This window comes from Streptomyces sp. NPDC021019 (assembly GCF_044333295.1).
In the GTDB taxonomy this organism is placed as follows: domain Bacteria; phylum Actinomycetota; class Actinomycetes; order Streptomycetales; family Streptomycetaceae; genus Streptomyces.
On sequence record NZ_JBIRQR010000002.1, the window covers coordinates 266,404 to 286,583 of the forward strand.

Annotated in this window: 22 protein-coding genes; 2 read left to right on the top strand and 20 right to left on the bottom strand. The window is 74.3% G+C overall.

Features of this window, described 5'->3' with window-relative positions:
- Window positions 1–50: 50 nt before the first annotated feature.
- The 7 genes from trpM to hisI form a co-directional block, all read right to left on the bottom strand.
- Window positions 51–263, bottom strand: coding sequence for a tryptophan biosynthesis modulator TrpM (trpM, locus tag ACH4RG_RS12120; RefSeq protein WP_026237256.1), 213 nt, complete (start codon window positions 261–263; stop codon window positions 51–53).
- A gap of 17 nt (window positions 264–280) precedes the next feature.
- Window positions 281–1,090 (bottom strand): indole-3-glycerol phosphate synthase TrpC, encoded by an 810-nt coding sequence (trpC, locus tag ACH4RG_RS12125; RefSeq protein WP_359218652.1) that lies wholly within the window; start codon window positions 1,088–1,090, stop codon window positions 281–283.
- A 136-nt stretch (window positions 1,091–1,226) separates the two neighbouring features.
- Window positions 1,227–1,790 (bottom strand): DUF2752 domain-containing protein, encoded by a 564-nt coding sequence (locus tag ACH4RG_RS12130; RefSeq protein WP_397917205.1) that lies wholly within the window; start codon window positions 1,788–1,790, stop codon window positions 1,227–1,229.
- 201 nt (window positions 1,791–1,991) lie between these two features.
- Complete coding sequence (locus ACH4RG_RS12135; RefSeq protein WP_397916348.1) at window positions 1,992–2,243, bottom strand: HGxxPAAW family protein; 252 nt, start codon at window positions 2,241–2,243, stop codon at window positions 1,992–1,994.
- A gap of 112 nt (window positions 2,244–2,355) precedes the next feature.
- A complete protein-coding gene (locus ACH4RG_RS12140) occupies window positions 2,356–3,018 on the bottom strand; it encodes a TIGR02234 family membrane protein (RefSeq protein WP_397916349.1) in 663 nt (220 codons plus the stop codon).
- A 48-nt stretch (window positions 3,019–3,066) separates the two neighbouring features.
- A complete protein-coding gene (locus tag ACH4RG_RS12145) occupies window positions 3,067–4,560 on the bottom strand; it encodes an anthranilate synthase component I (protein ID WP_397916350.1) in 1,494 nt (497 codons plus the stop codon).
- 9 nt (window positions 4,561–4,569) lie between these two features.
- Window positions 4,570–4,950 (bottom strand): phosphoribosyl-AMP cyclohydrolase, encoded by a 381-nt coding sequence (hisI, locus tag ACH4RG_RS12150; RefSeq protein ID WP_397916351.1) that lies wholly within the window; start codon window positions 4,948–4,950, stop codon window positions 4,570–4,572.
- A gap of 84 nt (window positions 4,951–5,034) precedes the next feature.
- On the opposite strand from hisI, the gene ACH4RG_RS12155 reads away from it, so the two are divergent.
- Window positions 5,035–5,667 carry a TIGR03085 family metal-binding protein gene (locus ACH4RG_RS12155; protein WP_397916352.1) on the top strand — a complete coding sequence of 211 codons (633 nt, stop codon included), beginning with the start codon at window positions 5,035–5,037 and terminating at the stop codon, window positions 5,665–5,667.
- 42 nt (window positions 5,668–5,709) lie between these two features.
- Here ACH4RG_RS12155 and ACH4RG_RS12160 read toward each other — a convergent pair whose 3' ends face one another.
- The 3 genes from ACH4RG_RS12160 to ACH4RG_RS12170 form a co-directional block, all read right to left on the bottom strand.
- Window positions 5,710–6,972 (bottom strand): MFS transporter, encoded by a 1,263-nt coding sequence (locus tag ACH4RG_RS12160; protein WP_397930010.1) that lies wholly within the window; start codon window positions 6,970–6,972, stop codon window positions 5,710–5,712.
- A gap of 31 nt (window positions 6,973–7,003) precedes the next feature.
- Window positions 7,004–7,591 carry an ArsR/SmtB family transcription factor gene (locus ACH4RG_RS12165; protein ID WP_397916354.1) on the bottom strand — a complete coding sequence of 196 codons (588 nt, stop codon included), beginning with the start codon at window positions 7,589–7,591 and terminating at the stop codon, window positions 7,004–7,006.
- 146 nt (window positions 7,592–7,737) lie between these two features.
- On the bottom strand, window positions 7,738–9,018 hold the full coding sequence (locus ACH4RG_RS12170) for a PucR family transcriptional regulator (protein WP_397930008.1): 1,281 nt from the start codon (window positions 9,016–9,018) through the stop codon (window positions 7,738–7,740).
- Window positions 9,019–9,349: 331 nt separating this feature from the next.
- On the opposite strand from ACH4RG_RS12170, the gene ACH4RG_RS12175 reads away from it, so the two are divergent.
- Entirely contained in the window at window positions 9,350–9,874 is a 525-nt protein-coding gene (locus tag ACH4RG_RS12175; protein WP_397917206.1) for a hypothetical protein, read from the top strand.
- 42 nt (window positions 9,875–9,916) lie between these two features.
- Here the strand turns inward: ACH4RG_RS12175 and ACH4RG_RS12180 are convergent, their stop codons facing one another.
- From ACH4RG_RS12180 to hisD, 10 genes are all read right to left on the bottom strand, one after another.
- On the bottom strand, window positions 9,917–12,916 hold the full coding sequence (locus tag ACH4RG_RS12180) for a LuxR C-terminal-related transcriptional regulator (protein ID WP_398539466.1): 3,000 nt from the start codon (window positions 12,914–12,916) through the stop codon (window positions 9,917–9,919).
- Window positions 12,917–13,062: 146 nt separating this feature from the next.
- Window positions 13,063–13,986: an alpha/beta hydrolase gene (locus ACH4RG_RS12185; RefSeq protein ID WP_397916357.1), complete on the bottom strand. Its 924-nt coding sequence runs from the start codon at window positions 13,984–13,986 to the stop codon at window positions 13,063–13,065.
- 201 nt (window positions 13,987–14,187) lie between these two features.
- Window positions 14,188–14,943 (bottom strand): imidazole glycerol phosphate synthase subunit HisF, encoded by a 756-nt coding sequence (hisF, locus tag ACH4RG_RS12190; protein WP_397916358.1) that lies wholly within the window; start codon window positions 14,941–14,943, stop codon window positions 14,188–14,190.
- Window positions 14,940–15,362 (bottom strand): RidA family protein, encoded by a 423-nt coding sequence (locus tag ACH4RG_RS12195; RefSeq protein ID WP_398539467.1) that lies wholly within the window; start codon window positions 15,360–15,362, stop codon window positions 14,940–14,942. The genes hisF and ACH4RG_RS12195 overlap by 4 nt, the downstream gene beginning before the upstream one ends.
- Window positions 15,359–16,084, bottom strand: coding sequence for a bifunctional 1-(5-phosphoribosyl)-5-((5-phosphoribosylamino)methylideneamino)imidazole-4-carboxamide isomerase/phosphoribosylanthranilate isomerase PriA (priA, locus tag ACH4RG_RS12200; protein ID WP_018957513.1), 726 nt, complete (start codon window positions 16,082–16,084; stop codon window positions 15,359–15,361). Before priA ends, ACH4RG_RS12195 begins: the two co-directional genes overlap by 4 nt.
- Window positions 16,084–16,773, bottom strand: coding sequence for an imidazole glycerol phosphate synthase subunit HisH (gene hisH, locus ACH4RG_RS12205; RefSeq protein WP_397930001.1), 690 nt, complete (start codon window positions 16,771–16,773; stop codon window positions 16,084–16,086). The genes priA and hisH overlap by 1 nt, the downstream gene beginning before the upstream one ends.
- Window positions 16,774–16,783: 10 nt before the next feature.
- Complete coding sequence (locus tag ACH4RG_RS12210; RefSeq protein WP_003969742.1) at window positions 16,784–16,951, bottom strand: hypothetical protein; 168 nt, start codon at window positions 16,949–16,951, stop codon at window positions 16,784–16,786.
- On the bottom strand, window positions 16,948–17,544 hold the full coding sequence (gene hisB / locus ACH4RG_RS12215) for an imidazoleglycerol-phosphate dehydratase HisB (RefSeq protein ID WP_030583332.1): 597 nt from the start codon (window positions 17,542–17,544) through the stop codon (window positions 16,948–16,950). Before hisB ends, ACH4RG_RS12210 begins: the two co-directional genes overlap by 4 nt.
- A complete protein-coding gene (locus ACH4RG_RS12220; protein WP_397929999.1) occupies window positions 17,541–18,668 on the bottom strand; it encodes a histidinol-phosphate transaminase in 1,128 nt (375 codons plus the stop codon). Before ACH4RG_RS12220 ends, hisB begins: the two co-directional genes overlap by 4 nt.
- Window positions 18,665–20,014, bottom strand: coding sequence for a histidinol dehydrogenase (gene hisD, locus ACH4RG_RS12225; protein ID WP_397916363.1), 1,350 nt, complete (start codon window positions 20,012–20,014; stop codon window positions 18,665–18,667). Before hisD ends, ACH4RG_RS12220 begins: the two co-directional genes overlap by 4 nt.
- Between the last annotated feature and the right edge of the window lie 166 nt (window positions 20,015–20,180).

Genomic DNA, 20,180 nt, shown 5'->3' on the forward strand with positions numbered 1-20,180 from the left:
GCGGTCGTACGTACGAGGAGGGGTGCTGCGGTACGTCGGCCGGGGTTCGCCTACTGCGCGGACCCCGGGCGCCATCGCATGCCGTTCACCTGGCCGGGCTCGTCGCCGATGACGTACCGGACGCGCCGGCCGTGCACGCGGCGGGCGGGGGCGCGGCAGCCCCGCGGCCTGCATCCGCGCGCCAGCGGGGCGTGCGGGTCCCGGGCCGGGGCCCCGGCCGGGGCGAGGCCCGGCCGGGTGCGGGGCACGGGACGGTCGGTCATGGTCGTCGGTCTCCCCGTCAGCCGCGGCCGTGGCGGAGCGCCGGGTGGGCGCCCGCGGCGACGAGGTCGGCGACGGCGGCGCGCGGGTCGCGGCCGGTGACCAGGGACTCGCCGACCAGGACGGCGTCGGCGCCCGCGTTGGCGTACGCGATCAGGTCGTGCGGGCCCCGGACGCCGGACTCGGCGACCTTGACGATGTGGTCGGGGATCTCGGGGGCGACGCGCTCGAAGGTGGAGCGGTCGACCTTGAGGTCCTTCAGGTTGCGCGCGTTGACGCCGATGATCCTGGCTCCGGCGTCCACGGCGCGCTCCGCCTCCTCCTCGTCGTGCGCCTCGACGAGCGGGGTGAGCCCGATCGACTCGGCGCGCTCGATGAGGGAGACCAGGGCCTCCTGGTCGAGGGCGGCGACGATCAGCAGGGCCAGGTCGGCGCCGTAGGCGCGGGCCTCCCACAGCTGGTACGAGGTGACGATGAAGTCCTTGCGCAGGATCGGGGTGTCGACCTTGGCGCGGACGGCCTCCAGGTCGGCGAGCGAGCCGCCGAAGCGGCGCTCCTCCGTGAGGACCGAGATGACGGACGCGCCGCCCGCCTCGTAGTCCGCGGCGAGCGCGGCCGGGTCGGCGATGGCGGCGAGGGCCCCTTTGGAGGGGGACGAGCGCTTGACCTCGCAGATGACGGTCACGCCCTCGCCGCGCAGGGCGGCGACTCCGTCCTTGGCCTGGGGAGCGCGGGCCGCGCGCTCCTTCAGCTCGTCGAGGCTGACGCGCGCCTGCCGCTCCGCGAGGTCGGCGCGAACGCCGTCGATGATCTCGTCGAGCACACTCACGCGAGCGGCCCCCTTCCGAACGGTTGACGGTGGACTGGATCAGCCCTGTCGATGGTATCCGCAGGATGCCCCGGGGCTCGCATCCGGCCACGTCGCATCCCACTTCCTGGTCATTCGGGGGGGGCGACCCGGCCGTTCAAGGGGCCAGGGCCGAACCGAACGGCAGATTCCGGACCACGGTGAAGAGCAGCAGGACGGTGCCCACACCCCACCACCAGACGGGTGCCAGACCGATGCGCAGGGGCTGCCCGCGCCAGGCCCGGAGCAGCCAGACGGCCCAGACCGCGGCGAAGAGGAAGTAGCCGACGGTGGCGATCGCGTTGGCTTCGAGCGCCGCGCCGAGGTCTCCGTGGATGAAGGCGTGGGCGCTGCGCAGCCCGCCGCAGCCGGGGCAGAGGACGCCGGTCAGCTTGAGCAGCGGGCAGGCCGGGTAGTGACCGGACTCGTTCGGGTCGACGGTGCCGACGTACGCGAAGGCGCCTGCGACGGCGGCGAGGATGCCGAGGGGGGTGGCCAGGCGGCGCACCTTCTGGCCCGTCGGGCGGCCCGACCAGCCCGTCCGGCGTTTGAGGACGGGACCGTGGCCTTGGGGGCCGGGCGCCTGCGAGGGCCCTTCGCCCGAGGGGCCAGTGAGCTCCGGGCCCACCCCGGCGAGGGTTCCGTCCTCAAACGCCGGACGGGCTGAAGTGGGCATGGCCATGTCGGGGGTCGGGCAGACGGTCAGCGGCATGGGTCCGTGGCCCGGCGGGGGCTCCGTTTCCGGGTCCGGGGGCTGGGCTGCGGCGGAGGTAGGCGAGGCGTCCACCCGCTGATTGTCCCCCCGCCTACGCGAAAAGGCGCAGCCCCGGGTGAGAGCTGCGCCTGTCGGCGTGTCGGTCGCCGGGACGGGCCGGCGTCCGGGTCAGTGGGAGATCTGCGCCCGCCCGGCGCGTTCCCTGGCCTCGATCAGCTCGGCCGACTCCTTCGGCATGCCGAGGCCGGCCACCTTCATGGCGAGGCCCACGAGACCGCCGGCGAAGATGATGGCGATACCGGCCCAGAAGCCGAGCGGGTTGGCCGCGACCATGAAGACGCCTGCGACGCAGAAGCCGATGAAGGCGATGATGACACCGGTCCAGGCGGCCGGGGTGTGTCCGTGGCTCGTGCCCGCCATGAGTTGCTCCTCGTTGGTGTTGCGCCGTGGGTGGCGCTGTACGTGTGGCCGCCGCCCGGGGACGGCTCGGGTTCATTGTCCCGTACGGGACCGTGAGAGGTGAGCGTGGGGGTCAGGCCTCGCGCGTCGGGTCCTCGCCGCGGTCCAGGGCCTTCCACAGGTCCTCGGGCCGGTCCGGGTCCGGGGCGGTGCGGGGCGCCTTGCCGGGGCGAGGGGTGCCGTCGCGCTCGTACTTTCCGGACATGGCGGGCCAGCGGCTGCCGTAGCGCAGGGCGAGGAGCCCGGCCAGCAGGATCAGCAGACCGCCGGCGGCGGTGACGTAGGGCCAGGCGGTGTGACCGAGCGCGTGGATGGTGGCCGCCGCGTCGCCGGTGGTTCTGGCGGCCTCCTCGTCGAGGGCCGTGCTGTCCGAGCCGCCGGCCCAGGCGCTGACGGTCGCGCCGAGGCCGCTGAGGGCGAGGAGGGCGGCGACGGTCCGGCGGCCGACGCCGCGTACGGCGAAGACGGCGACGAGGGCGGCGAGGCCGACGACGGCCAGGGCGGCCGGGACGCCGGTGACGTCCTGGCCGTCGACGGTCAGCGCGATGGCGCCGCCGCCGGTGGCCGCCTCGCCCTCGGCCCAGGTCTGCCCGGAGGCGAGGAGGACGACGGTCGCGCCGGCCGCGCCGAGGAGCAGACCGGCCGCGAGACTGCGCCGGCTCCCCGCGGAGTCGGGCGCGGAGTCGGCGGTTCGGGCACGGGGCTGGGGTACGGGGACAGCGCTCACGCCCTCCACTATCCCCTACCGCCCCGACGCCCGTGGAGCCGGTCGGCCGTCAGCGGTTCAGCGGTCGTGGAGCCGGTTGGCCGTATGGACGGCGCGGAGCACGGCCGCGGCCTTGTTGCGGCACTCGGTGTCCTCGGCGACCGGGTCGGAGTCGGCGACGACCCCGGCTCCGGCCTGGACGTACGCGGTGCCGTCGCGGAGCAGGGCGGTCCGGATGGCGATGGCGGTGTCGGAGTCCCCGGCGAAGTCGAGGTAGCCGACGCAGCCCCCGTACAGTCCGCGGCGGCTCGGTTCCAGCTCCTCGATGATCTGCATGGCGCGGGGCTTGGGGGCGCCGGAGAGGGTGCCCGCGGGGAAGCAGGCGGTGAGCACGTCGAAGGCGGTGCGGTCCTCGGTGACGCGGCCGGTGACGGTGGAGACGATGTGCATCACGTGGGAGTAACGCTCGATCGACATGAAGTCGACGACCTCGACGCTGCCGGGTTCGCAGACCCGCCCGAGGTCGTTGCGGCCGAGGTCGACGAGCATCAGGTGCTCGGCGCGCTCCTTGGGGTCGGCGAGCAGTTCGTCGGCGAGCGCCTGGTCCTCCTGCGGGGTGGCACCCCGGTGCCGGGTCCCGGCGATCGGGTGGACCATGGCCCGGCCGTCCTCGACCTTGACGAGCGCCTCGGGGCTGGAGCCGACGACGTCGAACCCGTCGAAGCGGAAGAGGTACATGTACGGGGACGGGTTGGTGGCCCGCAGCACCCGGTAGACGTCCAGGGCGCTCGCCGTGCACGGGGTCTCGAAGCGCTGGGAGGGGACGACCTGGAAGGCCTCGCCCGCCCTGATGCGCTCCTTGATGTCCACGACGGCGTCCTGGTAGGCCTCGCCGCCCCACAGCGCGGTGTACGGCGGCAGCTCGGACGGGGGCAGAACGGCGGGGGCGTTCTCGACCGGGCGGCGCAGGTCCCGCTCCATCGCGTCGAGGCGGGCGACGGCGTCCGCGTGCGCCTCGTCGACGCCGGTGTCGAGGTCGTTGTGGTTGATCGCGTTGGCGATCAGCAGGACGGTGCCGTTCTGGTGGTCGAGGACGGCGAGGTCCGAGGTGAGGAGCATGGTCAGCTCGGGCAGCTCCAGGTCGTCGCCGCCGTGCTCGCCGATCCTCTCCAGACGGCGTACGACGTCGTAACCGAGGTAGCCGACCATGCCGCCGGTGAAGGGCGGAAGGCCCGCGTCGCTCACCAGGTCGCGGGGGGTGTGGAGGGTCTCGACGGTGGCGCGCAGGGCGTCCAGCGGGTCGCCGGCGGCCGGGACGCCGACGGGCGGGGCGCCGAGCCAGTGGGCCTCGCCGTCGCGGGCGGTGAGGGTGGCGTCGCTGCGGACGCCGATGAAGGAGTAGCGCGACCAGGTCCGGCCGTTCTCGGCGGACTCCAGGAGGAAGGTGCCGGTGCGTTCGGCGGCGAGCTTGCGGTACAGGCCGACCGGGGTGTCGCCGTCCGCGAGGAGGCGGCGGCTGACGGGGACGACGCGCCGGTCGACGGCCAGCTTGCGGAAGGTGTCGAGATCCATGGCCGGACCTTAGCTGTCGAGGAGGGGCAGGGCGTCGGCGTCGAAGCAGGTGCGGTCACCCGTGTGGCAGGCGGCGCCCGTCTGGTCGACCTTGACGAGGACGGTGTCGGCGTCGCAGTCCAGGGCGACGGACTTCACCTGCTGGACGTGACCGGAGGTGTCGCCCTTGACCCAGTACTCCTGACGGCTGCGCGACCAGTAGGTGCAGCGGCCCGTGGTGAGGGTGCGGTGCAGCGCCTCGTCGTCCATCCAGCCGAGCATCAGCACCTCGCCGGTGTCGTACTGCTGGGCGATGGCCGGGACCAGGCCGTCGGCGCCGCGCTTGAGGCGGGCGGCGATGGCCGGGTCGAGACTGCTGGCGGGCGGCGTGGCGCCGGGCGTGCTCGTCATGGGCCCATTGTGCCGTGGCCGCGAGGGCTGTCCGGGCGGACGTCCACTGGGCGGACCAGGGGTGACGGTCGTACGCTGGCGGGCATGTCGACCCATGCGAAGCGTGAACGTCTTCTGCTCGCCGATCTGTTGGAAGCGGCGGGCCCCGAGGCCCTCACCCTGTGCGACGGCTGGAAGACCCGCGATCTGGCCGCCCATGTGGTGGTCCGCGAACGTCGCGCGGACGCGGCGGGCGGGTTGCTGGTGAGCGCGCTGAAGGCCCGGTTGGAGCGGGTGCAGGCGGAGTTCGCGGCGAAACCGTACGAGGAACTGATCCAGCTGATCCGCACCGGCCCGCCCCGGTTCTCCCCGATGTCCCTCAAGCAGATCGACGAGGCGGCGAACACCGTGGAGTTCTTCGTCCACACGGAGGATGTGCGCCGGGCCCAGCCCGACTGGTCGCGCCGCGAGCTGGACCCGGTCTTCTCCGATGTGCTGTGGTCCCGGACCGAGAAGACGGCCCGCCTGCTGGGCCGCAGGTCCCCGGTGGGGCTGGTGCTGCGCCGCCCGGACGGCCAGACCGCGGTGGCCCACAAGGGGACCCCGGTGGTGACGGTGACCGGGGAGCCCGCCGAGCTGCTGCTGTACGCGTTCGGGCGGCAGGACGCGGCGGACGTCGAGGTGGAGGGCGATCAGGCGGCGGTGGAGCGGCTGAGGGTGGCCGAGCTGGGGATGTAGGCCCTGGGCGCCGGAGGTGCGGGGTCAGCGGGCGGTTCCGACTCAGCGGGGCAGTTCGGCGCGGCGGAGTGCGGTGAAGGCGAGGCCCGCCGCGCCACCGGTCGCGCACACGGCAGCGCTGACGGCGTAGACCGGCCCGGTGCCCCAGAGGGCGATGGCGGCCCCCGTGACGGGGTAGCTCAGCGGGATGAGCGCGTAGGTGAAGAACGTCGATACGGAGGTGACCCGGCCCAGGTACGCCGGATCGGCGGTGGTCTGGACGAGGGCTCCGCACAGCGCGCCCGCCAGTCCTCCGACGAGGCCGACGAACGCGGCAGCCGCGGCGGCGAGGGCCACCGAGGGGGCCTGGGCCAGGGCGGCGATGCCCGTCGCGCCGACGAGGGCGGTCAGGCACATCACCAGCCCGGCGCGCGGCACGCGGCCCCGGACGGCGAGGAGGAGGGCGGACCCGGCCGCGCCGGAGGCGAATCCGGCGACGATCCAGCCCATGCCGGCCGCACCCCAGCCACGCTGCTCGGAGAGCAGGATCATCCCGAGGTTGAGCGGCCCGACGAAGCCGAGCTCGCTGAGGGCGATGACGAGCATGAGCGGGCCGAGCACGGGGTGGCGGCGGATGTACCGGAGCCCGTCGGCGAGGTCCTGCCAGGCGTTCGGTGCCCTCCCGGTCCCCGCCGACGCCTCCTGCGCCTCGACCGCCGGCGCGGGAAGCGGTGTGATCCGCAGGCTCAGGAGCAGCGGCAGGGACACCGCGAACAGCACTCCGGCGGCGGCGAGGGCGAGCGCGGGACCGCCCGCGGCCACGGCGGCCCCGCCCAGCGGCGCGCCGACGATGGAGGCACCGCGTGCGGCGAGTCCGCGCAGGCCCTGGATCCGGGCGAGCTGTCCCGGAGGGCTGATCCGGGGCGGCAGGGCTCCTACGGCGGGCAGGAACAGGGCGTCGACCGCGCCGAAGAGCAGGGCGACGGCCACCAGGACGCCCACCGTGGGCGCGGTGAGCACCAGGGTCGCGGCGAGCCCGAGGACGAGCAGCGCACGGGCGGCGTCGCTGCCGATGACGACGCGGCGGGGCCCGAGCCGGTCGGCGAGCACTCCCCCGCCGAGCATCAGGAGGGCCCGGGGCAGGGAGCCGGCGGCGAGGACGAGACCGGTGCCGGAGGCGCTGCCGGTGCGGGCCGCGGCCCAGGCGAGGGCCATGAAGTAGATGCTGTCGCCGGTCATCGACGCCGTGTACGCGCCGAGCCAGCGCTGGACGTTGGGGTCGCGGTGGGCGGGGCGTTCGGGGGCTTCCACGGCGGTGACGGTCATGTCGTTCGTCCTTCCGGGCGCAGTGACGGGCTCAGGGGCGGAAGGGGAATCCGTACGTGTGCAGGGCGACGCTCTCGCGGCCCTCCGTGTCGCCCGCTTCCTCGCGGGCGCGGCCCGTTTCCTCGTAGCGGTCGATCAGCGCGCCCATCTCCCGGCCGAGGGCGGCCAGTTCCGCCGCGGTGAGGCGCAGGAGGTTCTCCGCGCTCCAGGAGGCGCCGCGCCAGTCCGCGTCCCAGGTGTGCCGTGCGTCCTGGTGGGCCCGGTAGAGCTCGACGTGCTGGTCGAAGGACATCCGGCCGGCGGCGGCGTAGACGGCCGCCTTGTCGGGTGCGTCGTCGAAATCCGTGTCGCTGAAGGTCAGCCCTCGGGAGGACGGCTGCCACCAGCGCTCCCGGCCGTCGGTGCCCTGGCCCTCGGCCGGTTCGATCAGTCCGTGGTCGGCGAGCTTGCGCAGGTGGTAGCTGACGAGGGAGACCGCCTCGTCGACCTGGTCGGCGAGGTGGGAGGCGGTGGCGCTGCGCTTGATGTGCAGGGCTCGGTAGAGCTTCAGGCGCAGGGGGTGGCCGATCGCCTTGAGGGTGTCGAGGTCGGAGACGCGGCGTCGTTCTTCACTGGGCATGGCACGACCGTAGACGCACAGGAAAAGTTGCGCAACGATAATTGCGCAATATTTGTTGCAAAGTTTTCCAGGTGTCAGCTCTTCCGGTGGCCAGCTCTTCAGGTGCTGGCTGCCGGCTCTTCAGGTGCCGAGCAACCGCCGCGCCCTCAGGTGCCGAGCAGCCGCCGCGCCGCCAGCGCGAGCGAGACCTCGACCGCGTCCCGGGGGCGGGTCAGGCAGCGGCCGGTGAGCTGTTCGAAGCGGCGGAGGCGGTTGAGGACGGTGTTGCGGTGGCAGTAGAGCCGCGCGCCCGCCCGCTGCGCCGAGCCGTCCGCGTCCAGCCAGGCGGTGAGGGTCTCCACGATGACGTCGCGGTCGGCGGGATCCAGCCGGTCCAGCGGGCCCAGCACCCGGTCGGCGAGCGCCCCGGCGAGCGCCGGTGAGGACACGACCAGGGCGTCCGGGAGGTGCTCGTCGAGCAGGACGGTGCCCCCGGACGCCGGGCAGGCGCGCAGCGCGGTCTCCGCCAGCCGCCGGGCGTCGCCGAGCGCGGCCAGACCCTCGACCGCGGAGCCGATCCCGGCCCGGACGCCGGCCGGTACGTCCAGCGCGGCGGCCAGTGCTCCCAGCTCGCCGGGCGGGCCCGCCAGCGGCAGGATCGCGAACTCGGCTCCCGGGCCCGGATGCCAGAGCGCCGGGGTGTCCGGGGTGACGGGCAGCGTCAACGGCGGACGGGCGGCGGGCCCGGGGCCGCGCGGGGCGGCGGCCACCGCGAGCACGGCGTAGCGGCCCTGCTCCGGCAGGCCCAGCATGGCGGCCGCCTCGGCGAGGTCCGCGATCCGGGCGGTCCCGTCCAGCAGGGCGGCGACCATGAGCCGCTGCCGGTTCTCGCGCCGCCAGGACAGCCGCCGCTCGGCCTGCCGGTAGGCGTCCGCGACGATCCCGCAGTGCTCGTCGACGAAGTTCCACACGTCGGCGGCGACATGGACGAGCAGCCGCACGTCGTCGGGGTCGCGCCGGGCGGTCTCGTCCACGAGGTCCTGCCAGACCATCGCGCCGCCCATCCGGAAGGCGTGCAGGACGGCGTCGAGCGGCACGCCCTGCTCGGCGCGGATCTCACCGATCCAGCGGGAGGTGCGGTGGGCGGACTCGCGGAACTCCCGGGGCTGGATCAGGGAACCGACGTTGTGCCGCAGCGAGTGGTGGACCTCCTGCCAGACCTCGGCCCGGCCGGAGTCGATGGCCGCCCGGTAGCCGGGCTCCTGGGCGTACAGGGCCTCGACGAGCCGGTCGGTGAGGGCCGGCAGCGAGGCGACGAGGACCCGGGCGGCCCGGTGCAGCACCTCGACGGCCTCGCGGTCGGCAAGGGACCGGAAGCGGTGCGGCAACGGCGTTGCCGGGGACGGGCCGTGCGGCGCCCCGATCCGCGAACGTACGACCTGTGGCATGGCGGCCTCCACCGGGAATCGACCGGCCGCGCGAGCGGCGGGCCCGGCACCCGGCCCGGGCGGGGCGCGAGCGCGGCGACACGATCCTGACGCCCGCAGAATGACATACCGCCCAGTCGGTACCTAGGGGTCTGCGCGGAACTCGTCATCACGGTCTCGCAACCGACCCCGTCCAGGACGCGCCCACTCGGCGACCGGGCCGAGTTCCTCCCCGACCGCCCCCGACCCTTCTGACGATTCCAGGTCCTCCCCCGCGGGTACGCCCCTCACCCGCAGTGCGGAGACGGTCCGCCGCAGCGGAGGAAGCGCGGCTGCCGTGCTCAGGACCAGCATGGACGTCATGACGCCACCGGCCCCGTCCCTCCCCGCCCCCGCGCCCGTCTGGGCCCGCCGCGCTGCCCACGCGATCGCCCTGTGCGCCGTCCCGTCCGGCCTGTGGCGCATCGCCATGGCTTCCGGTGTCCCCGTGGGCTACAGCGACCAGGTACTGCGCGACGTGTTCGACATTCCGGGCTGGGGCGTCGCGTACGTCGTCGGCCTCTCCGTCCTCGCCGAGCTGGCCGCCCTGTTTCCGCTGCTGCTGATCAGCGACCGGTGGCGACCGCTCCGCCCCAGGGTCCTCGCCCGGCTGGCCTGGACCGCCTCGGGCGCCCTGGCTCTGGTGGCGTCGTGGCAGGTCGTGGTCGCCGTGACCGTCGAGAGCCAGACGTACCTGTCGAGCGGTACGGCACGGACGGTCTGGGGCTCGGCCTTCGCTCCGCTGTTCGCCATCCCGGCCCTGATGACCGCGGTGACCTGGTCGTACGCCAAGCGGCACCGGACGGGGCGACAGGCACGGCCGCTGCCTCGCCGTTGACAACGGCCACACCCCGGCCGGCCGCGCGAACGACCTTCGGGGTCAGTACACCGGGCCCAGCAGCCGGGCCAGTTCGGTGCGGGAACGAACGCCGAGGGCGGCGAAGACGTTGCGGAGGTGGTGGTCGACCGTGCGGGGGCTGAGCGACAGCCGCAGCGCCACTTCCCTGTTGGTGGCCCCTTCGGCGACGCAGCGGGCGATGCGCAGTTGCTGGGGGGTGAGCGCCGCCGGCGGTCCGCCCGCCGCGTCGCGTGGGGCCCCGACCGGCTCCCCCGCCGCCCGCAGCTCCCCGGCCGCCCGGTCGGCCCAGACGCGGGCCGAGCAGCACTGGAAGGCGACCAGGGCGTCGCGCAGCGGGCCGCGGGCCGCGCGGGTGCGTCGACGGCGGCGCAGCCACTGCCCGTACAGCAGGAGGGTGCGGGCCCGCTCGAAGTCGCCGTCGGCACGGCCGTGGTGGTCCAGGGCCTCGGCGTAGCGGGCGTCCGCCTCGTCGAGGGAGGCCAGCAGGGCCCGGCAGCGGGCCAGCTGGGCGGGCGCCCCCGGGTCGGCCGTCCGGGCGGCCCAGGACGCGAACGCGTCGACGGCGGCCTGGAGTTCGCGGGACTCCTCGGGCTGTCGGCCGCCCAGCACGGCGGCCTCGACCCAGCAGGGCACGGCGAGCATCCGGGCGGCGAAGTGGCCTCGGCCGGGGCCGGTCCCGACGAGGGGGGCCAGCCGGGCGGCCGCCTCGGCGGGCCGTCCGGCGGCCAGGTCCGCGCGGGCCCGCGCCCAGGTGGCGAGAGTGACGGCCTGGACCAGCCCGTGCGGCCCCGCCCCGGTCAGCGCGGCGTCGGCGTGCGCGGCGCACGCCTCGGCGGGCCCCGCCACGGAGGCGGCGAGGGCGAGCACGGCGTGCAGGTGGGCGGAGCTGTTGGGCTGCCCCGTACGGCGGGCGGCGTGCAGCCCCTCCAGGGCGTGGGCCCGAGCACCGGAGTGACGTCCGGCCCGCAGTTCGGCGTACGCGAGGTGTTCGAGGGCCTGGGGCAGCAGCGCGTCGGGGCCCCTGGTCCGTACGGCGGCGAGCGCGCGGGCGCCCGCGCGGCAGGCGGCGGCGATGTCCCCGAGGACCAGGGCCGCGACCCCGGCCCGGAGCAGCGCGGCCGGGGCGACCGGGTCCCCGGCGGGGTCGAGGCAGCGGCGGAGCAGGGCGTGGCCCTCGGCGGTGCGGCCCGCGAGCACGGCGCACATGCCGGCCCGGTAGTGCTCCAGGCCCGCTGTCGGCGGGGTGCGGGCGAGGCGGTTCATGGCAGCGAGGTAGCCGAGCGCGTCCCCCGCCGCCCAGGCGGCCTCGGCCGCGCCGAGGAGGGCGTCGAGGGCCCGGCGGGGATCGTGCGGTCCGAGCAGCGCGGCCGCGGCGAGCAGCGTTTCGTGGGCGTCGGCCGCGGGCCCGGAGCGCAGGGCCAGCATGCCGTGGACGTACGGGGCGAGGCCCCGCGCGGGCTCGGGGGCCGGCCCCGCCGCGGCGGGCGCCCGGGGCCCGGTCCTGGCCAGCAGGGCCCGGGCCAGGGCCGGGTCGCCCGCGAGCCCCGCCTGTTCGGCCGCCGCGGCGAGGCGGGCCGCCCGCAGCGCCGGTTCGGTGGAGAGGAGGGCGGCGCGGGCCAGGGCGGCGGAACGTTCGGCGTGCGGGAAGGGGGCACCGGCGGCCGCTTCGAGCCGGGCGGCCAGCTCGGCGTCCGGCCCGGACGCGGCACAGGCCCGCTGGACGAGGGCGGCCAGCGGGACGGGTGGGGGTGCGGCGGCCGGGGCGTCCGGAGGAGACGGGGAGGACGAGGTGGGGGCGCCCGGGGAGGACCGGTCCCCGGCCTCCGTCAGCAGGGTGGCGAGCAGTTCGTGGGCGGCGCGGCGGTGGGACCGAGGGGCGTGGTGGAGTACGGCGCGGGCCACGAGGCGGTGGGCGAAGTGGACTCGGCTGCCCGCCCGTTGGAGGAGGCAGTCGGTGGCGGCGGCGCCGGACAGGGCCCGGTCCAGAAAGTCCTGGGGCAGCCCGCAGCGGGTGCCCGCGCGCAGCAGGAGCAGGGCGTCCGCCCCGGCGTCCTCCGGCTCGTGCTCCTGGGCCGCGGCGGCGAGCAGGAGCAGGGTGCGGGTCCGGGCCGGGAGGCCGTCGAGCCGTTCGGCGTGGGCGGCGAGCACCGCTTCGCCGCCGGGCAGGGGGAAGGGCAGCGGGGTGCGGCCGGAGAGCTGGCCGGGGGTGAGGCGTCCGGTGAGCCCGGCGAGCAGGCGTGGGTTTCCGGCCGCCTCACGGAGCAGCTCGGCCCGCACGACCGGGTCGATCCCCTCCGCACCGGGGGCCGCGCCGAGAGCCGACCCGGAAGCCGTACCCGAGGCCGCCGGGGTCATTCCGGGCGCCGCACAGGGAGCGGGCCCGGGGGCCGCTCCGGGGGTCGCACCAGGAGCCGCCACGAGGGCCGTACCAGGGTCCGCTCCGAGGGCCGTACCGCCGGTCAGCCGGTCCAGGAGCGCCGAGGCCGCGCCCTCGTCCAGGGGCGCGAGGTGGAGCGTGGGCAGCCCGGCGAAGCCGGTGCCGTCGGCGGCCGAGAGCAGGACGGCGGTCCGGCTGCCCGGACCCAGCCCGCGGGCCGCGACGGTGAGCGCGGACCTGGACGCCGGGTCCCAGGCGTGCGCGTCGTCGGCGCAGACCAGCAGGGGGTGTCCGGTGCCCGGTTCCCGCAGTCGGCGGGCGAGCGCCTCGGGGGTGATGACCGGGTACGGGGCGGCGGGCGCCAGGCCGGCGGCGAGGGCCGGACCGAGCGGGGCGACCGGCCCGCCGCCCGGCACGGACCGTCCGGTGGAGGCGGCCGTGGCGTACAGCACGGGGCCCCGGCCCCGGTGTGCGTCGGCGGCGGCGCGCAGCAGCGCCGTACGGCCGAGACCGGGCGGCGCGGCCAGCACGAGCGCACCTCCCTCACCCCGCCACAACAGCTCCAACAGGCTTCGCAGAGCGGCGAGTTCATCGTCCCGGCCGTACAGCCGGAGCGGACTGGGCGCGGTCGTCGATGGGGTCACACCGGCACCGTACGGTCGCGTCGGCGACGGTGGAAGCGCCGCGTCCGGGTACCCGGCGGGGACGGCCCGGTGCGGTGCGCGCTCCCAGCCGGAGCCCTGCCGCGCTGTGCCGGAGCACAGCGCGGCAGGGTTGGAGGACGCCGGGATCACGCGGTGTGCGGGCAGTTGCCCCGGTACTCCGCGATGGTCAGGCTCGGCCGCGGGAGCGGGCAGAGGAACTGCTCGTAGCGGGTGTCGTCGTCGATGAATCGCTTCAGCCAGGAAACGCTGTATTTCGCGATCGTCGTGTTGGAGGTGTTCGGCGTGAAGTGCGAGGCGCCGCGCAGCTCCAGGTACGCCTTGTCCAGGGAGCCGGGCAGCGACTCGTAGAACGGCTCGGAGTGCGTGGCGACAGGGGCGACCGAGTCACCGTCCGCACCCACCACGAGGGTCGGCGTACGCAGTTCGGGCCAGGTCTTGTCGGTGTTCCAGCCGGTCAGCGGGATCGCCGCCTTCAGCGAGGTGCGACTTTTGGCCGCCTCCAGGCTGCCGCCGCCCCCCATCGAGTGGCCCATCACCCCGAGCCGGGAGCCGTCGACGCGGGCCCGCACCGAGCTGCGCTGGGTCAGGTAGTCCAGAGCGGCGAGGAGTTGGCGGCCCCGGCTGTCGGGCTGGTCGAGCGTGGTGTTGGTGTCGATGGTGAAGACCACGAAGCCCTGGGACGCCAGGCGCGGTCCGAGCCAGGCGATGGAGGACTCGTAGGCGGTGAAGCCGGGCGAGATGACGACCGCGCCGAACGTGCCGTCGGCGGTGGAGGTCGGGTAATAGATGGTGCCGCCGCCGAACCCGCTCACGGCGAGCGAGGAGACGGAGGTCTGCGAGGTGGCGTAGGAGCCGCGGCTCGCCTCGATGGAGGCGTTGGTGGGGGCCGGGCCGCGCTCGTAGGGGTTGTCGGCGGCCTGGGCGCCCGGGACCAGGGCCGTCATCAGGAGACCGGCGGTGGCCGCGGCGGCGGTCAGCAGACCCGCGAGGGTACGGGGGCGGCTCGGGCGCGGGGGGAGCTGGTGCGAGGGGAGGAGGTGCTGCTGCACGAGGGGGATCCTCTCGGTGGTGGCGGAACCACACCACGCGAGGCCCGTGAAGCCCGTCGTCCGGAGGCTCGGGGTGCGCCGCGTGGCCGCCGACGTCGTCCGTCGGCGTGCGCCACTCTCACGCCCCGTCCCGTGCACACGCATCGGCGGTATCACCGGCCTCGGGATGCGCCGGTGACACCGCCGTTTCTCGTCACGTGCTCAGCGGACCGGGTGGCCCGCCTCCCGCAGGGCGCCCTTGACCTCGGAGATCCGCAGGTCACCGAAGTGGAAGACGGACGCGGCGAGCACCGCGTCGGCCCCCGCCTCGATCGCCGGGGCGAAGTCGGCGAGCCGGCCCGCGCCGCCGGAGGCGATGACGGGGACGGTGACGTGCTTCCGCACCGCCTCGATCATCGCGACGTCGTAGCCGTCCTTCGTGCCGTCGGCGTCCATCGAGTTGAGGAGGATCTCGCCCGCGCCCAGCTCGGCGGCCCGGTGGGCCCACTCGACGGCGTCGATGCCGGTGCCCTTGCGGCCGCCGTGCGTGGTGACCTCGAACGTGCCCTCCGGGGTGCGGCGGGCGTCGACGGAGAGCACCAGGACCTGGCGTCCGAACCGTTCGGCGATCTCGCGGACGAGGTCGGGGCGGGCGATGGCGGCGGTGTTGACGCCGACCTTGTCGGCCCCGGCGCGCAGCAGCTTGTCGACGTCGTCCGGCGTACGGACGCCGCCGCCGACGGTGAGCGGGATGAAGACCTGCTCGGCGGTGCGGCGGACCACGTCGTACGTCGTCTCGCGGTCACCGCTGGAGGCGGTGATGTCGAGGAAGGTCAGCTCGTCGGCGCCCTCGGCGTCGTACAGCTTGGCCATCTCGACGGGGTCGCCCGCGTCGCGCAGGTTCTGGAAGTTGACGCCCTTGACGACCCGGCCGTCGTCGACGTCCAGGCAGGGGATGACCCGTACGGCGAGGCTCACTTGGCGCCTCCCCGGTAGGCCTCGACCTCGACCTCGACGACCAGGCTCGGGTCCACGAAACCGGAAACGATGATCATGGAGGCGGCGGGGCGCACGGCGTCGAACAGCTCCTTGTGGGCGCGGCCGATGTCCTCCACGTCCCGGGCGTGCGTGAGGTACATCCGGGTGCGGACGACGTCCTCGCGGGTGAGGCCCACCTGTTCCAGCGCCGCGAACGCGACGTCGAAGGAGGTGATGGCCTGCTCGTACGGGGAGCCTGCGGCGATCTGGCCGTTGACCACGGAGGTGCAGCCGGCGACCAGGACGAGCCCGTTGGGGAGCTCGACGGCGCGCGAGTAGCCGAACCTCTCCTCCCAGGGCGCGCCGGTGGAGATCCGGCGTACGGAGGAAGCTTCGGTGGACTCAGGAGACTCGGTCATGCGGCGACCGCCTTGAGGGCCTCTTCCAGCGTGAACGCCTTCGCGTACAGCGCCTTGCCGACGATCGCACCCTCGACGCCTTCGGGGACGAGGAGGGAGATCGCGCGGAGGTCGTCGAGCGAGGAGACCCCGCCGGAGGCGACGACCGGGCGGTCGGTGGCGGCGCAGACGTCCCGCAGCAGGCCCAGGTTGGGCCCCTCCAGGGTGCCGTCCTTGGCGATGTCGGTGACGACGTAGCGGGCGCAGCCCTCGGCGTCGAGGCGGGCGAGGGTCTCGTAGAGGTCGCCGCCGTCGCGGGTCCAGCCCCGGCCGCGCAGGGTGGTGCCGCGGACGTCGAGGCCGACGGCGATCTTGTCGCCGTGCTCGGCGATGACCTTGGCGACCCACTCCGGGGTCTCCAGGGCGGCGGTGCCGAGGTTGACCCGGCGGCAGCCGGTGGCGAGGGCGGCGGCGAGCGAGGCGTCGTCGCGGATGCCGCCGGACAGCTCGACCTTGATGTCCATGGCCCCGGCGACCTCGGCGATCAGGGCGCGGTTGTCGCCGGTGCCGAAGGCGGCGTCCAGGTCGACGAGGTGCAGCCACTCGGCGCCGGCGCGCTGCCAGGCGAGGGCGGCCTCCAGCGGGGAGCCGTAGGAGGTCTCGGAGCCGGACTCGCCGTGCACGAGGCGGACGGCCTGGCCGTCGCGGACGTCGACGGCGGGGAGCAGTTCAAGCTTCGGCATTACAGCGTCTCGATCCAGTTGGTCAGCAGCTGGGCGCCGGCGTCGCCGGACTTCTCGGGGTGGAACTGGGTGGCCCACAGCGCACCGTTCTCCACGGCGGCCACGAACCGTTCGCCGTGCGTGGCCCAGGTGACCTTGGGGGCACGGATCTTGGCGTTGGTCACTTCGAGGGACCAGTCGTGCGCCGCGTAGGAGTGCACGAAGTAGTACCGCGCTTCGGCGTCCAGGCCCGCGAAGAGCCGGGAGTCCTCGGGGGCCTCGACGGTGTTCCATCCCATGTGCGGGACGACGTCGGCCTTCAGGGGGCCGACCGTGCCGGGCCATTCGTCCAGGCCCTCGGTCTCCACGCCGTGCTCGATGCCGCGCTCGAAGAGGATCTGCATCCCGACGCAGATGCCCATGACGGGGCGGCCGCCGGAGAGCCTGCGGCCGACGATCCAGTCGCCGCGGGCCCTCTTCAGCCCGTCCATACAGGCGGAGAACGCGCCGACGCCGGGGACGAGGAGCCCGTCCGCGTTCATCGCGCGGTCGTAGTCCCGGGTGATCTCGACGTCCGCGCCGACATGGGCGAGGGCGCGCTCGGCGGAACGGACGTTGCCGAAGCCGTAGTCGAAGACGACGACCTTCTTCTTACCGGAGGACTTACCGGTCGATGCGGCAGTCGATGTACCAGTCGGTGTGTCAGTCACAGCGTGCCTCTCAGTCCCACAGTCCCTGGATCCGCAGGATGCCCGCCACCAGGCACATCACGGAGCCGATCGACAGCAGCACGATGACGCCCTTGGGCATCCCCTGCTTCGCGAAGGAGTAGACGCCGCCGGCCAGGAAGAGGCCGACGACGATCAGGATGGTGTTGAGGCCGGTCACAGGGCGCCCTTCGTGGAGGGCAGGATGCCGGCGGCGCGCGGGTCGTGCTCGCTGGCGTACCGCAGGGCGCGGGCGAGCGCCTTGAACTGGCACTCGACGATGTGGTGGGCGTTGCGCCCGTACGGCACGTGGACGTGCAGGGCGATCTGCGCCTGGGCGACGAAGGACTCCAGGATGTGCCGGGTCATCGTCGTGTCGTACGCGCCGATCATCGGCGCCATCTTCTCGGGCTCGGTGTGCACGAGGTAGGGGCGGCCGGAGAGATCGACGGTGACCTGGGCGAGCGACTCGTCCAGCGGGACGGTGCAGTTGCCGAAGCGGTAGATGCCGACCTTGTCGCCGAGGGCCTGCTTGAAGGCGGCGCCGAGTGCGAGGGCGGTGTCCTCGATGGTGTGGTGGCTGTCGATGTGCAGGTCGCCCTCGGTCTTGACCGTGAGGTCGAAGAGGCCGTGGCGGCCGAGCTGGTCGAGCATGTGGTCGTAGAAGCCGACCCCGGTGGCGACATCGACCTTGCCGGTGCCGTCGAGGTTGATCTCGACGAGCACGGACGTTTCCTTCGTGGTGCGTTCCACGCGGCCTACGCGGGGGCTCATGCGTCGTGCTCCTTCTTCAGTTCGCGTACCGCATCGAGGAACGCGTCGTTCTCTGCCGGGGTTCCCGCGGTGACCCGCAGCCATCCCGGTACGCCGTTGTCCCGGACCAGGACGCCCCGGTCGAGGATCTGCTGCCAGACGGCGTGGCTGTCGCCGAAGCGGCCGAACTGGACGAAGTTGGCGTCCGAGTCGGTGACCTCGTAGCCGGTGGCGCGCAGCTCGGCCACCAGCCGGTCGCGCTCGCTCTTGAGCTGCGCGACGTATCCCAGCAGCGTATCGGTGTGCTCCAGGGCGGCGAGCGCGGTGGCCTGGGTGACGGAGGAGAGGTGGTACGGCAGCCGTACCAGCTGGACCGCGTCGACCACGGCCGGGTCGGCGGCGAGGTAGCCCAGGCGGAGCCCGGCCGCGCCGAACGCCTTGGACATGGTCCGGGAGAGGACCAGGTTGCGGCGGCCCTCGATCAGCGGGAGCAGCGAGGGGTGGTGGCTGAACTCCCCGTAGGCCTCGTCGACGACGACCATCGAGGGGCCGGCGGCCTGGGCTGCGTCGTACAGCGCGAGGACGGTCTCCGCGTCGACCGCGGTGCCGGTGGGGTTGTTGGGCGAGGTGATGAAGACGACCTCGGGCCGGTGCTCGGCGATGGCGGCGCGGGCGGCGTCCACGTCGACGGTGAAGTCCTCGTTGCGCGGCCCGGAGATCCAGCCGGTGCCGGTGCCCCGGGAGATCAGGGCGTGCATGGAGTACGAGGGTTCGAAGCCGATCGCGGTGCGGCCGGGCCCGCCGAAGGTCTGGAGCAGCTGCTGGAGGACCTCGTTGGAGCCGTTGGCGGCCCATACGTTGGCCCTGCTCACCGGGTGTCCCGCCGTGCGGGACAGGTAGCGGGCCAGCTCGGTGCGGAGCTCGACGGCGTCCCGGTCGGGGTAGCGGTTGAGGCCGCGGGCGGCCTCGCGGACCCGCTCGGCGATCCGGTCGACCAGGGCTTCGGGGAGCGGGTATGGGTTCTCGTTGGTGTTGAGGCGTACGGGGACGTCGAGCTGCGGTGCTCCGTACGGGGACTGGCCGCGCAGTTCGTCGCGGATGGGGAGCTCGTCCCAGGGGTTGCGGGGCGCGGGGTCGTTCGTCACTGCTGCGGAACCTTCCAGCCACTGCGTTCGTCGAGTTCGCCTTCGGCGAAACGTGCCTTGAGGGCGGCGCCGTGGGCGGGGAGGTCCTCCGCCTCGGCGAGGGTCACGACGTGGTGGGTGACCTCGGCGAGCGCGTCGCGGCTGTAGTCGACGATGTGGATGCCGCGCAGGAAGGACTGCACGGACAGGCCCGAGGAGTGGCAGGCGCAGCCGCCGGTGGGCAGGACGTGGTTGGAGCCGGCGCAGTAGTCGCCGAGCGAGACCGGCGACCAGGGGCCGACGAAGATCGCTCCGGCGTTGCGGACCCGGTCGGCGACGGCGGCGGCGTCGGCGGTCTGGATCTCCAGGTGCTCGGCGCCGTACGCGTCGACGACCTTGAGGCCGTCCTCGATGGAGGAGACCAGGACGATGGCGGACTGGCGGCCGGCGAGGGCGGGCTCGACGCGGTCCTTGATGTGCTTGGTGGCGGCGACCTGGGGGGCCAGCTCGGCCTCGGTGGCGGCGGCCAGCTCCTCGGAGTCGGTGACCAGGACGGCGGCGGCCATCGGGTCGTGCTCGGCCTGGCTGATCAGGTCGGCGGCCACGTGCGCCGGGTCGGCGGTGGCGTCGGCGAGGATGGCGATCTCGGTGGGCCCGGCCTCGGCGTCGATGCCGATGCGGCCCTTGAGGAGGCGCTTGGCGGCGGCGACGTAGATGTTGCCGGGGCCGGTGACCAGGTTGACCGGGAGGCAGTCCTCGGTGCCGTACGCGAACATCGCGACGGCCTGGGAGCCGCCGGCGGCGTACACCTCGTCGACGCCGAGCAGGGCGCAGGCGGCGAGGATCGTGGGGTGCGGCAGCCCGCCGAAGTCCTTCTGCGGCGGGGAGGCGACGGCGACGCCCTCGACGCCCGCTTCCTGGGCCGGGACGACGTTCATCACGACGGAGGAGGGGTAGACCGAGCGGCCGCCGGGGACGTAGAGCCCGACGCGCTCGACGGGCACCCACTTCTCGGTGACGGCGCCGCCGGGGACGACCTGGGTGGTGTGCGTGGTGCGGCGCTGCTCGCGGTGGACGAGGCGGGCGCGGCGGATCGACTCCTCCAGGGCTGCCCGGACGGCCGGATCCAGCTCCGCCAGGGCGCGGGAGATGGCGTCGGCGGGCACCCGGACCGACGCGATCCGGACACCGTCCAGTTTCTCCCCCCAGTCGATCACTGCCGCGGAGCCACGATGGCGCACGTCCTCGCAGATGGGCCGCACCGTCTCCAGGGCGGCTTCCACGTCGAACTCGGCACGGGGCAGCAGGTCGCGCAGGGCGGCGCCCTCGGGGAGGGCGTCACCGCGCAGATCGATTCGAGAGATCACACGGCAATTCTCTCAGACCGCGCGGAGCGGCCGGTCGCCCGTATCACTGGCTGATACCGGTCGCCCGTATCACTGGCCGATACGCGTCTCGGCCATGTCCGGCTGTCACTGCTGACCGCTAGCTTTCACGGCGTCACACGGAGGGAAGAACAGCACCACAGCATGT

Coding starts and splice junctions, on each gene's coding strand:
- trpM (WP_026237256.1), bottom strand. CDS start 263: ATGACCGACCGTCCCGTGCCCCGCACCCGGCCGGGCCTCGCCCCGGCC.
- ACH4RG_RS12130 (WP_397917205.1), bottom strand. CDS start 1,790: ATGGCCATGCCCACTTCAGCCCGTCCGGCGTTTGAGGACGGAACCCTC.
- ACH4RG_RS12135 (WP_397916348.1), bottom strand. CDS start 2,243: ATGGCGGGCACGAGCCACGGACACACCCCGGCCGCCTGGACCGGTGTC.
- ACH4RG_RS12145 (WP_397916350.1), bottom strand. CDS start 4,560: ATGGATCTCGACACCTTCCGCAAGCTGGCCGTCGACCGGCGCGTCGTC.
- hisI (WP_397916351.1), bottom strand. CDS start 4,950: ATGACGAGCACGCCCGGCGCCACGCCGCCCGCCAGCAGTCTCGACCCG.
- ACH4RG_RS12155 (WP_397916352.1), top strand. CDS start 5,035: ATGTCGACCCATGCGAAGCGTGAACGTCTTCTGCTCGCCGATCTGTTG.
- ACH4RG_RS12160 (WP_397930010.1), bottom strand. CDS start 6,972: ATGACCGTCACCGCCGTGGAAGCCCCCGAACGCCCCGCCCACCGCGAC.
- ACH4RG_RS12165 (WP_397916354.1), bottom strand. CDS start 7,591: ATGCCCAGTGAAGAACGACGCCGCGTCTCCGACCTCGACACCCTCAAG.
- ACH4RG_RS12170 (WP_397930008.1), bottom strand. CDS start 9,018: ATGCCACAGGTCGTACGTTCGCGGATCGGGGCGCCGCACGGCCCGTCC.
- ACH4RG_RS12175 (WP_397917206.1), top strand. CDS start 9,350: ATGGACGTCATGACGCCACCGGCCCCGTCCCTCCCCGCCCCCGCGCCC.
- ACH4RG_RS12195 (WP_398539467.1), bottom strand. CDS start 15,362: ATGACCGAGTCTCCTGAGTCCACCGAAGCTTCCTCCGTACGCCGGATC.
- priA (WP_018957513.1), bottom strand. CDS start 16,084: ATGCCGAAGCTTGAACTGCTCCCCGCCGTCGACGTCCGCGACGGCCAG.
- hisB (WP_030583332.1), bottom strand. CDS start 17,544: ATGAGCCCCCGCGTAGGCCGCGTGGAACGCACCACGAAGGAAACGTCC.